This window comes from Bradyrhizobium niftali, assembly GCF_004571025.1.
Classification (GTDB): Bacteria; Pseudomonadota; Alphaproteobacteria; order Rhizobiales; family Xanthobacteraceae; genus Bradyrhizobium; species Bradyrhizobium niftali.
The window spans coordinates 139,914-153,819 of sequence record NZ_SPQT01000016.1 but is presented as its reverse complement, the minus strand read 5'-3'; the positions used below and the strand labels follow the sequence as shown (position 1 = coordinate 153,819).

10 protein-coding genes, 1 tRNA gene and 1 pseudogene are annotated in these 13,906 nt (G+C 65.8%); 1 reads left to right on the top strand and 11 read right to left on the bottom strand.

Going from position 1 to position 13,906, the window contains the following annotated elements; translation table 11 throughout:
- Positions 1–12: 12 nt before the first annotated feature.
- The 3 genes and pseudogenes from E4K65_RS26195 to E4K65_RS26185 form a co-directional block, all read right to left on the bottom strand.
- Positions 13–671, bottom strand: a pseudogene (locus E4K65_RS26195) (TenA family protein).
- Between the two features lie 359 nt (positions 672–1,030).
- A tRNA-His gene (locus tag E4K65_RS26190) sits at positions 1,031–1,107 on the bottom strand.
- A 191-nt stretch (positions 1,108–1,298) separates the two neighbouring features.
- A complete protein-coding gene (locus E4K65_RS26185) occupies positions 1,299–1,733 on the bottom strand; it encodes a phasin (protein WP_135176581.1) in 435 nt (144 codons plus the stop codon).
- 615 nt (positions 1,734–2,348) lie between these two features.
- On the opposite strand from E4K65_RS26185, the gene E4K65_RS26180 reads away from it, so the two are divergent.
- A complete protein-coding gene (locus E4K65_RS26180; protein ID WP_135176580.1) occupies positions 2,349–5,855 on the top strand; it encodes a PAS domain-containing sensor histidine kinase in 3,507 nt (1,168 codons plus the stop codon).
- Between the two features lie 190 nt (positions 5,856–6,045).
- Here E4K65_RS26180 and E4K65_RS47495 read toward each other — a convergent pair whose 3' ends face one another.
- The 8 genes from E4K65_RS47495 to E4K65_RS26145 all read right to left on the bottom strand — a co-directional run bounded on the left by E4K65_RS47495 (position 6,046) and on the right by E4K65_RS26145 (position 13,893).
- Positions 6,046–6,183, bottom strand: a complete 138-nt coding sequence (locus tag E4K65_RS47495) for a hypothetical protein (protein ID WP_167771123.1) — start codon at positions 6,181–6,183, stop codon at positions 6,046–6,048.
- 51 nt (positions 6,184–6,234) lie between these two features.
- Entirely contained in the window at positions 6,235–7,785 is a 1,551-nt protein-coding gene (locus E4K65_RS26175; protein ID WP_135176579.1) for an FAD-dependent oxidoreductase, read from the bottom strand.
- Between the two features lie 308 nt (positions 7,786–8,093).
- Entirely contained in the window at positions 8,094–8,315 is a 222-nt protein-coding gene (locus tag E4K65_RS48805; protein WP_235885731.1) for a hypothetical protein, read from the bottom strand.
- Positions 8,316–8,640: 325 nt separating this feature from the next.
- Complete coding sequence (locus tag E4K65_RS26165) at positions 8,641–9,813, bottom strand: thiolase family protein (protein WP_135176577.1); 1,173 nt, start codon at positions 9,811–9,813, stop codon at positions 8,641–8,643.
- Between the two features lie 283 nt (positions 9,814–10,096).
- The gene (serA, locus tag E4K65_RS26160; RefSeq protein WP_135176576.1) at positions 10,097–11,686 is read right to left on the bottom strand and encodes a phosphoglycerate dehydrogenase; all 1,590 of its coding nucleotides are present in this window, start codon (positions 11,684–11,686) and stop codon (positions 10,097–10,099) included.
- A 125-nt stretch (positions 11,687–11,811) separates the two neighbouring features.
- Complete coding sequence (locus E4K65_RS26155) at positions 11,812–12,984, bottom strand: phosphoserine transaminase (protein WP_135176575.1); 1,173 nt, start codon at positions 12,982–12,984, stop codon at positions 11,812–11,814.
- A gap of 79 nt (positions 12,985–13,063) precedes the next feature.
- A complete protein-coding gene (locus E4K65_RS26150; protein ID WP_235885730.1) occupies positions 13,064–13,255 on the bottom strand; it encodes a hypothetical protein in 192 nt (63 codons plus the stop codon).
- A gap of 173 nt (positions 13,256–13,428) precedes the next feature.
- Positions 13,429–13,893 (bottom strand): GNAT family N-acetyltransferase, encoded by a 465-nt coding sequence (locus tag E4K65_RS26145; protein ID WP_135176574.1) that lies wholly within the window; start codon positions 13,891–13,893, stop codon positions 13,429–13,431.
- Between the last annotated feature and the right edge of the window lie 13 nt (positions 13,894–13,906).

Below are 13,906 nucleotides of genomic sequence, written 5' to 3'. Positions count from 1 at the left end.
GATTGCCGAGAGCTATTCAACACGCTGGCCCGCGCGCCAGCCCATCTCCCAGAAGTCTGCCTCGAGTCGGGTGGCTTCCTTGAAGATTGCAATCAGCTCTGCCTCGCGGGCCGGCGTGGCGTAGAGATCGGCGAGATGTTCGATGTGCGCCCGCGCTTTTGCGGCGACCTCCTGGTACGGCACGCCGGCGTACTCGGCGATCCAAACGCGATAGGAGTTTGTCGCAGCGTCCGCATCGGGTCGCGAGGCGAGCCGCGCTGCGATCTCCGCGTACCCGATCACGCAGGGAGCAAGCGCCACCTTGAGTGCCAGCAGATCGCCGCGCATTCCCGCGTCGAGCACGTAGCGTGTTCCGCCGGAGGGGTTTGTTCAAGGTCGCTCAGGGATAGACCCCAACCGGCACAGAGTTTCACATGCAGGTTCATCTCGACATCAAGGATGGCCGAAAGGCCAGCCGCTGCTTCACGCATGTCGGCAAGTTTGGGCGACTTGTAGACTGAGAGCCCGTAGGCGCGAGCAAACTCGATGAGAAACAGGTAGTCCTGAACGAGGTAGTGACGAAACGCCGCTTCGGGGAGCGAGCCGTCTGCCAATCCGTTCGTGAAGGGATGCTCGGTGAAGGCCCGCCACTCAGCGGATGCTTTCGTCTTTAGACGCTCGAAGAAACTCACGGTACTTTTCGCCTGACTTGCTTTTCCATGAACGTCTTTGGCTCGCTACCGATAGCGCACTGCGAACCTGGTGGACGCCGACCTTGACAGGCCGCCGCGATCAGCCGGTTCGACGGCGTAGGGAATTCGCTTCCCATGGGTCACCGGCACTGACTTGAGTTCCCACGTTATCACACCGCGAATCGCGCAAGGATTCGGAAGCGATTTCATCAGATCGAGCGACGTCGCAAACGGTACTCGAACCTGTCACCTCGTCATTACGAATGACTGCTTTTACGCGTTTCGATCGCCGCGGTAGCTATGCGGTAGCTAGCGTTCGTCGGTTTCGAGTGAGCAGTTGAGTAAGTTACTGATTTTGCTGGTACAGTTGGGTGGGCTCGAACCACCGACCTCCTGTTCCACAGACAGGCGCTCTAACCAACTGAGCTACAACTGCATCCTTGCGAGCCGCCCTGGGGGCGCCCTGACGGGCCGGTCACCGAGGGGGGCTGGACGGGGCGGAAACTAGGTGCAACGGGCGTTTTTGGCAAGGCCGCAAAACCCGATAATCGCGCCTCAAACAACGTTATTTCCAAAGCAAAACCCGGGCGCTGGGCCCGGGTTTCCTAGTCAAATCAGGCCGATCGCTCAGGCGGCGGGCGGGTAGAGCTTTGCGGCGTTGGCCTTGATCGGCTCGGCGGCGGCGGTTGCGGCGCGCTGGGCGATCTCGGCGAGCTCCTTGGCCTGGGCCTGGAAGGTCTCGAGCTGCTTCTTGGAATGGCCCGTCCACAGCGCGAACGCATCCGACGGCGACTTCACGCCGAGCAGCTCCTGGGTGAAGTCCAGATGGGCCGTGGTGTTGGCCTTCATGAACTCCATCAGCTTGGCGGTGTACTCGTTCGCGCCCTTGCTGGCGGACGAGAACACGGCCTCGATGGTGCCGTTATGGCTTTCGGCCGCGTCCTTGAACTTGGCGTAGCTCTCACGGGCCTGCGAAACGCCCTTTTCGGCGAACGCACGCATCTGCTCGGGAACCTCGAACGGGATGATCGAGGCAGAGAATGGATCAGTCGCACCTGTCATGGTCGTCCCTCACGCTTATGAAAAAAATGGAGTGAGCCTTCTGGCGCGCCCGCCGGCCAACCGGGGCCCTTCTGTTGGCGGGTACGAAGTCTGGATACGCGTAACGAAAAAGATGGCTCGTCCAACGCCCAGCAGTATCACTGGGTAACATGTCAACATTGTGCAGCGCAACGCGATCCGGGGTGCGCAGGGAAAATTTAATCCCGGAGAGGATGAGGTTCCTGCCTGAGGGAACCCATGGTTGAGGTCATTCCGGGGCCGGAGCGGAGCGAGGGAGCCCGGAAGCCATCCGGCCGCGGAGATTGAAGGGACATGGATTCCGGGCTCGCGCCAAATGGCGCGCCCCGGAATGACGGAGGGGCTCGCGTGTTTCGGCCGGGCCGCATCCATCGCGGCTTGGCTGACACTGGCTCCCCCCGCGAATCCTGCGGATGTAGCGCCTGCGCGGCTTGCGGGTCTGGCCGGATTAAGGTTATCGCGGCTTTAGGGCCTTCCCCGTAGGCTGGGGCCGTGGACCTGCCCGCGCCTGCGCGCGATACTAACCCTTTCTTAAGGCTGTCATTCCCGGCAGCCTTGCGACCAGACGCGTGTCAGCGAGTACCTAAAGCCGGTTGGATGAGTCATTCGGATTTCCAGTTGCGAGGCGTGGGCGATCCCCGGCTGGCCGTGCATGCGACGTCCCCGCTGCCCGCGTGGCTCTGGTCGGTCGACGGCACGCGCGTGCTGTGGGCCAATCCGGTCGGCGCAAAATTCTTCGGCGCGGCCCATGCCGCAGCGCTGGCGGACAAGGTTTTCGGCCCGGCTGACAGCCATCGCCGCCAGGTCGCCCGGCTCGCCCGCCAGCTGCCGGCGAACGGCACTGTCAGGCTCGAACGGCTGCGCGGCTTCGGTGCCCGGCTCGGCATGCTGATGACCTGCGCCTGCACACGGCTGAGCTTCGCCGATGGCGGCCAGGCCGTGCTCGTCACCGCGATGGATCCATCGGTGCGCACCATGCCGCTGGTCGAGCGCCTGCATCGCCTCGTTGCGGGCGCCAGGATGCCGATGGCGGCGTTCGCGCCCGACGGAATGTTCGTCGGCGCCAGCGAGGCCGCCCGCGCCCTGCTCGGCTTCCGCGATCTCGGCGAAGCCGGACTCGAACAGGCCCGCAGCGATGCGCTTCGCAGCGGCCGCGCCGAGACGCCGATCGGCATCGGCCAGATGGTGCTGCAACGGGTTGGGCTCGGGGCCGATATCGGCCTGGTCGCGCTGATCGAGCCGGCCGCCGCGCAAGCGGCAGCGCCGAGCGATGCCGCGCCGGTGGCAGCGGCGAGCGATGCCGCGCCGGCGGCATCCGCGCCCGCGCGCACGCCTGATGTCACGCCCGCGGCGCCGGCTCAATCCACGCCGCAAGCCGCCGAGGCGCCGAACGCGCCGCCGCCGAGCGACGCGCCGGTCACCATCGCATTCTTCGACGCCTTCGCCGAGCCGGCCGAAACGCCCGCGCCAGCCGCGACGATCGCCGAGCTGCCCGCGCAAGAGGCGGCGCCGGAGATCGCAGCAGCCCTGCAAGCCGTCGACGAAGCGGTCCAAGAGACTGTCCAAGAACCGGACGACGCCGCGCCCAAAACTCCGGTTGAAAACCACCCCCAAGCCATTGTGTCGCCGCAGGCCGCGCCGATCACATCCGGCATGGTCGAGCCGCCGTCGGGTCCCACAGAGACGCCCGCGCCGCATCAGCATCCGCTGCGCTTCCTCTGGCAGATGGATGCAGAGGGCCGCTTCGTGCTCGCAACCGGCGAGTTCATCCGCCTGATGGGCGCGCGCACGGCCGCCGGCTTCGGCCGCCCCTGGCGCGAGATCGCCGAGCAATTCTCGCTCGACCCGGAGGGACGCGTGGCGCAGGCGCTGGCCAGCCACGACACCTGGGCCGGGATCACCGTGAACTGGCCGGCCGATGGCGGCGAGCATCTGCCGGTCGAACTCGCGGGCCTGCCGGTCTACGACCACGCGCGCAATTTCGCCGGCTTCAAGGGCTTTGGCGTCTGCCGCGATCTCGACGGCCTCAACCGGCTCGATGCGCTGAGGCGCTTCGAGCAGCTCGCCGAACCGCACGCGCAGCACCGCCTGCCCGCCGACATCGTCGAGCCCGAGCCGGAGCCCGTGGCAGAGGCGCCGCCTCCGCCGGCCGAGCCGCCCGCACCTGAGCCTGAGCCCACGCCTGAGCCTGAGCCCGCACCTGAAGCTGAACTGCCCGCACCCGACGCGACTTCACACCCAACCGATCCGGAAACGCCAGTGGAAACGCCCCCCAACGTCGTGCCGTTCCGCCCGCCCGGCGATGCCAGATCGCCGACGCTGACGCCGATCGAGAACAGCGCGTTCAACGAGCTCGCCCGGCAATTGTCCGAGCGCCTCGAACGCGAGCGGGAGACGATCTCAGCCAGCGCGACCGAGCCTGCGGCGGAGACCGCACCCGAACCGCCGATCGAGGCGCCGGAGGCGCCGCACACGCCGGCCGAATGGCTGACCGAGCCGGCGCCGCCGGCGCGCGGCCACAGCATGCGCGACCGCGCGCTGCTCGACCTGCTGCCGACGGGCATTTTGATCTATCGCCTCGACCGCCTGCTCTACGCCAACCCGGCATTCCTCGCGCGCATGGGCCATGCCAGCGTGAGCGCGCTGGAGCATGCCGGCGGGCTCGATGCGCTCTATGTCGAGCCGGGCGTGTCGACCGCCAGCAGCACCTCGCAAGGCGGCACGCCGGTGACGATCAGCGCGACGCTTGCCAATGGCGAGGAGCCGCTGCCGACCACCGAGGCGCATCTGCACACGATCGACTGGGACGGCGAGAGCGCGCATGCGCTGATCTGCGCGCTGCCCAATCCTGCACCTGTTGCGGCTGCGCCCGCGGTTGCCGAGCCTGTCGCCGCGCCGCCCGTTGCCGCCGAGCCCGTTGCCGCCGCGCCTCTTGTCGCCGAGCCTCTTGTCGAGGAGTCCTTCCCCTACGCCTCCGAGCTCGAATCCCAGGCCGGCGATGCCGACGCCGAGGATCTCGCCGCGATCCTCGACACCACCGCCGAGGGCATCGTGATGTTCGATGCCGAAGGCAACATCCACGTCTGCAACCGCAGCGCCGAGGCGCTGTTCGGCTACGACGGCGAAGCGCTGCTCGAGCAGAATTTGGTGACGCTGTTCGCGCCGGAGAGCCAGCAGGTCGTCGCCGACTATCTCGAAAGCATCAAGAGCCAGGACATTTCGAGCCTGCTCGACCACGGCCGCGAGGTGCTGGGGCGCGAGAAGAAGGGCGGCGTCATTCCGCTCGCGATGATCATGGGCCGCACCAGGCCCGACGGCCCGAACTTCTTCGCCGTGTTCCGCGACCTCTCCCAGAGCAAGAAGGGCGAGAGCGAGTTGACGCAGGCCCGCCGTCTCGTCGACGGCGCGGCGAACGCCAAGGCCGACATGCTGGCGCGGATCAGCCACGAGATCCGCACGCCGCTCAACGCCATCATCGGCTTTGCCGAGGTGATGATCTCCGAACGCTTCGGCGCGCTCGGCAACGAGCGCTACGGCGAATACATGAAGGACATCCGCGCCTCCGGCGAGCGCGTCATCGCGATCATCGACGACCTCTCGGAGCTGTCGCGGATCGAGACCGGCAAGCTCGACCTCGACTTCGCCAACCTCAACCTCAACGATTTGGTCGAGGCTTGCGTCGTCGTGATGCAGCCGCAGGCCAACCGCGAACGCATCATCATCCGCACCTCGCTCGCCCATGCGCTGCCGCAGGTGACGGTGGACGCGCGCGCGATGCGGCAGATCACCATGAACCTGATCTCGAACTCGATCCGGCTTGCCAGCGCCGGCGGCCAGGTCATCGTCTCGACCGCGCTCACCGATCGCGGCGAGATCGCCCTTCGCATCCGCGACACCGGCCATGGCCTGTCCGAGCGCGAGGTCGCGGCCGCGATGGAGCCGTTCCGCACCCCGCCGCCGGGCGATGCCGCGGACAATTCGGCGCTGAGCCTGTCGCTGACCAAGGCGCTGGTCGAAGCCAACCGCGCCCGCTTCAACATCAAGAGCGCAGGCCAGGGCACGCTGATCGAAGTGGTGTTCGCACCCGCGCTGGCGCGGGCTTGAGGGCGGCGGGACGAGTTCGGCCTTCATGGTTCGAGACGCGCCGTAAGGCGGCGCTCCTCACCATGAGGATTTAAAATCCCACCGCGGAACAAGACCTCACCTGAGGAGCCCGCCAAAGCGGGCGTCTCGAAGGATGGGCCGCAAAGACGCTGCTCCTCAGCCTCCTCGCGAAAGTCCAACGCACGCAACCTCACGCCGCGCGGACGGTGTCCAAGAACCTGCTGACCTCGAGCTTGAGGTTGGTCTGGCCCGCGATCGCGTTGATCAGCTCGACCACGTCGCCGATGCGCGCGGCCGCGCGCGACAATTCGCTGACGCGAGCGGGCACCTAAGACTACGTGTATTGTGACACAATGCACGCAGGAGTGCACGGCAGGGATCAGGGACATCCGCGCGCCGTGGGTTCGCCGAACCAGCGCGACGTGGCCTGGGCTGCTTCGTCGTCATCAGTTGCGCCGTCGCTGGCCCACGCGACAACGCCGTCGGGGCGCACCAACACAGCGCTCAAGCCCAGCCGATCCCTGGGCTGACTTGCAAAATAGGCGATCCGATCACCCCAGCGGCTTGCAAGCGCTCGAAGCGATGCGCGCGCGTCGAAGTCCAGCAATACGCCTTTCCCCGGCCTGAGGCGCCCTGCGATCGTCGCACCGTCCGAGAGTTCAAAATCGGGAACACTCCGTCCCACGAGCGGATGGCTGCCGCCAAGATCGCAACGGAGCGAGACACCGCGGACGCGTTCCGCGACATAAGTCGCGCCGTCCCGCGTCGCGATGAGATCGCGCATGATGGCCTGGAGCGCGCGGGCACTCGGCGTCGGCCGCATGATCGCGACCTGCGCGCGCGACCAGTCGAGGATATGCGCGCCGACGGGATGCCGCTCATGCGAATAAGTATCAAGCAGATTTGCCGGCGCGTGGCCGCGGATCGTGGCAGCCAGCTTCCAGCCCAGGTTCATCGCATCGCCAAGACCGAGATTGAGACCCTGGCCGCCCAGCGGCGAATGGGTGTGGGCGGCATCGCCCGCGAGCAGCACGCGCCCCTTGCGATAGGTTGTGGCCTGACGAGCCCGGTCCGTCCAGGTGGCGGCCAGGTGGAGCGCGGTGATGGTGACATCAGTGCAGGCAACACGTCGCAGGACGCTCTGCACATGGTCTATTGTCATCGGCGCAGTGCGGTGGAACGCGCCGCCGTCGAAATCGACCATCGCGATCGTGCTTGGCTGCGCATAGGTGTACACGCCCGTCGGCGTGTAGTTGCGGCCGGGGCTGAGTTTCTCCGGATCGGCCAGCTCGACCTCGATGGAATAGCCGGTGAATTCGGGGTCGGTGCCGACGAAGTCGAAGCCGCTCTTCTTGCGCACCGTGCTGCGGCCGCCGTCGCAGCCGACGAGCCAGCGCCCCCGAAACGTCTCGCCGGCCGCTTGCACGGTCACGTCGTCGTCTGAAGCGTCAATGGCGATGACGCCAAAACCGCGCCGGAGCTCGACGCCCATACTGTTTGCACGCGCGGCCAAGACCGTTTCGAGCGTTTCCATATTGACGGCGACGCTGGCATCGGCCGGCGTCGGCAGGCGCCAGGGCCATCGCGCGGCATCGACGTCGTCGTGATAGAACTGGATGCCGGCGAAATGACCTGCGGGCCGTCGCGCCTGCTGCATCCAGTGTGCAGCACTCCTGATCGCGCCTGACTTCGTGCGCTGCGCGGCGACGATCTCGTCCAGCAAGCCACGCCGGTGAAAGGCCTCGGTTGTCGGGGTCGAAAGGCCGCGCAGCCCGAACGGCAGTCGCTTCAGCGCAGAGTGCGGATCCTGCGCTTGCTCCAGCACCAGCACCGAGAGGCCGGCAAGCCGCAGCTCGCACGCGAGAAACAGGCCGACGGGGCCGGCACCGGCGATGATGACGTCGTAGATATCAGTGGATTGGGTTTGCATGAGACGCTCCTGTGGTCGATGTTCGACCGGAGCGTTCCCAGCGCGGCAAGGATCACACGGACGAACGGTTGAGCGCCTGCGTGGCGCCCGCGGTTCGTCGTGGGGATCTCGTGCACAAGGCCAAAGACCAGAGCTTTCGTTACCGAAAGGATTTGGGCTTACCAGACCAAATCTGCCTTTTCCGACGGCGTCTATATAGTTTCGTCGCACTGGTTCCGCAACGAAAAAAGCAGGACGCTTAACGCCTGCGCGAGCGATGCCGCTCGCGCGACGATTGTTAGCGTGCAGAGGACCGTTGCCGGACTCAGCTAGCGCTTGGCTGGCGGGCCGCTCTTGTTGCCGGGCAGGCCCTTGACGTTCGAGGGATCCTGCTCCTGCACCGACATGTTTTGCGAGCTCGAGCCGACGGTTCCGGTATGCGCGGGCGGGCCGTTCTTGTTGCCCGGGGCTCCCGCGATGCCCGCCCCTGAATTCTGCGCGCTGGGCGAGGTGGCAGCGCCACTGGCGTCGTTGGCGCGATCTCCCGGCATGTTCGCGGCCGAGCCGGGCTTGTCCTGCTCGCCGACATAACCCGAGGCGCCCGAGTTCTGCGTCTTAATGCCCTTGTCGGCCTCACTCTGCAAGTTCTGGTTCGGCGCCGCCTGCTGCGCCATCGCCGGCGCCGCTATGAGCGGGACCGTCATAAGGATTGCTGCCATTGTTGAGCGCATGAGCGTTCTCCTCCATCTGCCCCGTCGCGCTCAACGCTTTGCGAGCCAAAGATTTCCTTTAGGCGCGCGAATAAGCCTGGGGCGCGAACCTAAACAAAAAGGGCACGGCGCGCGCCGTGCCCTTTCGCATTCATCTCGCTTCGCCTCAGCTGTAGATCTCGAACAGGCCGGCGCCGCCCTGGCCGCCGCCAATGCACATCGTCACCACACCCCACTTCGCCTTGCGCCGCGCGCCTTCCTGGAGCAGGTGGCCGGTGAGACGTGCGCCGGTCATGCCGAAGGGATGGCCGATCGCGATCGAGCCGCCGTTGACGTTGTACTTGGCGGGATCGATGCCGAGCTGGTCGCGGCAATACAGGCACTGGCTGGCGAAGGCCTCGTTGAGCTCCCACAGATCGATGTCGTCGATCTTGAGGCCGGTGCGCTTGAGCAGCTTCGGGATCGCGAACACCGGTCCGATGCCCATCTCGTCGGGCTCGCAGCCGGCGGTCGCCCAGGCGACGAAGCGGCCGAGCGGCTTGAGGCCGCGCTTCTCGGCGTCCTTGGCTTCCATCAGCACCACGGCGGCGGCGCCGTCCGAGAGCTGGCTGGCATTGCCGGCGGTGACGAACTTGCCGGGCCCCTTCACGGGCTCGAGCTTGGCAAGGCCTTCCATCGTGGTCTCGGGCCGGTTGCACTCGTCGCGGTCGACGACGTAGTCGACGATGCTCTCGGCCTTGGTCTGCTTGTCGACGACCTTCATCTTCGACTTCATCGGGACGATCTCGTCCTTGAACTTGTTCGCCTGCTGGGCCGCGGCCATGCGGCGCTGCGATTCCAGCGAGAACTCGTCCTGGTATTCGCGGCTGAGCTTGTAGCGCTCGGCGACGATGTCGGCGGTGTCGATCATCGCCATGAAGATATCAGGCGCGACCTTGAGCAGCTCCGGGTCGATCGATTCCTTCGGCGTGCCGCCGCCCGGCATCGAGATGCTCTCGACGCCGCCGGCGACGATGCAGTCGGCGCCGTCGGAGCGGATCGAGTTGGCGGCCATCGCGATGGTCTGCAGCCCGGAGGAGCAGAAGCGGTTGACCGAGACGCCGGCGGTGGTCTTCGGCAGGCCGGCGAGCAGCGCGGCCTGGCGGCCGATGTTCGGCGCGCCGTGGGCGCAATTGCCGAGGTAGCAGTCCTCGACATAGTCCTTCTCGACGCCGGCGCGATCGACCGCGTGGTGGATGGCATGGGCCGCGAGCGACATCGGCGGCGTGATGTTGAACCCGCCGCGGCCGGATTTCGCGAGGCCCGTGCGCGCATAGGAAACGATGACGGCTTCACGCATTGTTTTCTCCCTTGTCGAACAATTTTGAACGGAGCGTCCTGGTCGCCATTGGTACACAAAGTCGGCAGGCTGCGGGAGAAATAAAAACGCCGCCTCCGGTGAGGGAGGCGGCGTTGTTCCGCGGGTCGGAATATATGATACGCGTCATTCCGGGGGCGCGCGCCCCGCTCTATCCACGCGTCATGCCCGGGCTTGTCCCGGGCATCCACGTTCTTCGTGCCGAGCGGCAAGGCGTGGATGGCCGGGTCAAGCCCGGCCATGACGGCAAGTGGCGAGAGCGCGATTAAAACGTCAGCGCCTTGGCCTGCTTGACCTGCGGCAGGGCCAGCACCTTGGCGAGCACGTCGGCCGGCACCGCGCCGTCGACCTCGACCAGCGCGATGGCGTCGCCGCCCTGCTTGACGCGGCCGAGATGGAAGGTCGCGATGTTGAGCTTAGCGTCGCCGAGCAGGCTCGCGAACGCGCCGATGAAGCCCGGCTTGTCCTCGTTGGTCACGTAGATCATCGACTTGCCGAACTCGGCGTCGACGCGGATGCCCTTGACGTCAACCAATCGCGGCTTGCCGTCATGGTACACGGTGCCGGAGACCGAGCGCTCCTGGCGTTCGGTCGCGACCGTGACGGTGATCAGGCTCTCATAGTCGCTCTGCGCGGCGCGCACGATCTCGTCCACCACCATGCCGCGCTCCTTGGCGACGACGGGCGCGGACACCACGTTGACCTCGCCCAGCATCGGCCGCAGCAGGCCCGACAGCACGGCGGAGGTGATCGCCTTGATCTTCATCTCGGCGACATGCCCCTCATAGGTGATCTCGACCTTGAGGATGCCGCTCTCGGTGAGCTGGCCGGCGAACGAGCCGAGCTTCTCGGCGAGCGCGATGAACGGCTTCAGCCTCGGCGCTTCTTCAGCCGTGATCGAGGGGAAGTTGACCGCGTTCGAGATCGCGCCGGTGAGCAGATAGTCCGACATCTGCTCGGCGACCTGGAGCGCGACGTTCTCCTGCGCTTCGGTGGTGGAGGCGCCGAGATGCGGCGTGCAGATCACGTTGGGATGGCCGAACAGCACGTTGGCATTCGCGGGCTCCTCGACGAAGACGTCGAAGGCGGCGCCGGCGATGTGCTTGGAGTTCAGCGCATCGACCACCGCCTGCTCGTCGACGAGGCCGCCGCGGGCGCAGTTGATCAGCCGCACGCCCTTCTTCATCTTGGCGATCGCGGCAGCATCGATGATGTTCTTCGTCTTCTCGGTGAGCGGAGTGTGCAGTGTGATGAAGTCGGCGCGCTTGAGCAGGTCGTCGAGATCGACCTTCTCGACGCCGATGTCCTTGGCGCGCTCCGGCGACAGGAACGGATCGAACGCGACCACCTTCATGCGCAGGCCGAGCGCGCGGTCGGCGACGATCGAGCCGATGTTGCCGCAGCCGACCACGCCGAGCACCTTGCCGGTGATCTCGACGCCCATGAAGCGGTTCTTCTCCCACTTGCCGGCCTGGGTCGAGGCGTCGGCCTGCGGGATCTCGCGGGCGAGCGCCAGCATCAGGGTGATGGCGTGCTCGGCGGTCGTGATCGAATTGCCGAACGGCGTGTTCATCACGATGATGCCCTTGGCCGTGGCGGCGGGGATCTCGACGTTGTCGACGCCGATGCCGGCGCGGCCGATCACCTTGAGGTTGGTCGCCTTCTCGAGGATCTTGGCGGTCGCCTTGGTTGCGGAGCGGATCGCAAGGCCGTCGTAATTGCCGATGATCTCGGCGAGCTTGTCCTTGTCCTTGCCGAGATTGGGCTGGAAGTCGACCTCGACGCCGCGATCCTTGAAGATCTGCACGGCAGCGGGCGAGAGCGCGTCGGAAATGAGAACTTTGGGCTTGGTCATGGGGATGATCCGTGGTGCGAGCTGCATTTACGGAACGTCACCCGCGGGCCTGACCCGCGGGTCCATCTCTCAATCGATGGATGGCCGGGTTAAGCCCGGCCATGACGAAAATGAGTTAGAACGCGTTAAGCCGCCTTGGCGAGCTGTGCCTTGGTCTCGGCGAAGGCCCAGTCGATCCACTGGGTCAGCAGCTCAACGTCCTTGGCCTCGACGGTGGCGCCGCACCAGATGCGCAGGCCGGCCGGCGCATCGCGGTAATAGGCGAAGTCGTAGCCGGCGCCTTCCTTCTCGACCAGCGCGACCAGCTTCTTGCTGAAGTCGGCCTGCGCGTCGTCCGAGAGCGCGGTGAGCGCGGGATCGGTGAACTTCAGGCATACCGAGGTGTTGGAACGGATCGAAGCGTCCTTGGCCAGGAAGTCGATCCAGGGCGTCTTCGCCTTCCAGTCGGCCAGCACCTTGGTGTTGGCGTCGGCGCGCGCGATCAGCGCCTTGAGGCCGCCGATCGACTTGGCCCAGTTCAGCGCATCGAGATAATCCTCGACGCAGAGCATCGACGGCGTGTTGATGGTCTCGCCGACGAAGATGCCTTCGTTGATCTTGCCGCCCTTGGTCATGCGGAAGATCTTCGGCAGCGGCCAGGCCGGCTTGTAGGTCTCGAGCCGCTCCACCGCGCGCGGGGAGAGGATCAGCATGCCGTGCGCGGCCTCGCCGCCGAGCGCCTTCTGCCAGGAGAAGGTAACGACGTCGAGCTTGGGCCAGTCGAGGGGTTGCGCGAATGCCGCCGAGGTGGCGTCGCAAATGGTCAGGCCTTCGCGGGTCGCGCTGATCCAGTCGGCGTTCGGCACACGGACGCCCGAGGTGGTGCCGTTCCAGGTAAAGACGACGTCCGACTTCGGATCGACCTTGGAGAGATCGGGGATTTCACCGTAGGCCGCATTGAGCTTGGTGACGTCCTTGAGCTTCAATTCCTTGACGATGTCGCTGACCCAGCCCTCGCCAAAGGATTCCCAGGCGAGCGTGGTGACGGGCCGTGCACCGAGCAGCGACCACAGCGCCATCTCGACCGCGCCGGTATCGGAGGCCGGCACGATGCCGATGCGATAATCGGCGGGCACTTCAAGCACTTCGCGCGTCAGATCGATCGCGAGCTTGAGCTTGGTCTTGCCGACCTTCGCGCGATGCGAACGGCCGAGCGCTGCGTCCTTGAGATTTTGGGCGTTCCAGCCGGGGCGCTTGGCGCAGGGGCCGGAGGAAAAATGCGGCACGGTGGGCCGCGAAGCGGGCTTCGCTACAGTCATATTCTACCCTTCCAGATAGTAAGCCTCCCGTTGGGGGGAGGTGTCCCGCCGCGGCTGATACGGGAAACGGGAAGAGTCGTCAAGGAAGTTCCGGGACCTCACGCGCGAGTGATGGCGCTTCCGGCGCGATATCGGGGGATTCGACCGTAGCGAGCGCGTTCAGCAAGTCCGTGGCCTCGCTGATCAATTGCGCGGCTTTGCGTCGGCTGCCGACCTTCAAAATGCACTTGTCGTTGGCCTGCACAACGTAGCCGTTGCCGACCTTGATCATCGAATAGCTTGTCATCGAAATCCCCGAACCGACCGAGCTCGGTGTCTGACGCTGCCGTAGCACCGATCGTTCCCACCTCAACGTGAACGACGGCTGGGTAGTTTACCGGCTCTTAACATGAACGAATGCGCGATCCGAATTTGCTGATTGCGCAAGGTGCGCGGCGAGCTGCCTCAAAAGCGGACAGTCATGCCGACATGACTAGCTGTGAATCCGAGCCGCTTGTAGAAGCGCTGCGCGTCCACTCGCGTCTGATGCGTCAACAGTTCGACCAGATTGCAGCCGCGCGCTTTCGCTTCCGCGATGGCCCATTGCACCAATTGCTCGCCGATGCCGCGGCTGCGACAATCAGTGGCAACGCGCACGTCTTCGAGCAGACCGCGGGTGCCGCCTTGCGAGCTGATGCCTGACAGCACAGCAAGTTGCAGGCAGCCGACCACCCTGCCCTCGCTCTCGGCAACCACCAGCGTGAGATTTGGATCGCGCTCGACCCGCTCGAACGCTTCGTAATAGGCCGGGGGCAGCGGATCCTCCACCCGCTCACGGGTGCGCCCGAGATGATCGTCGGCGAGCATCGCCACGATCGCTGCGACGTCCTCGCGGCGCGCGCGACGGATGGAAACGGTTCCGGCGTTCATGAAATACTCCGGA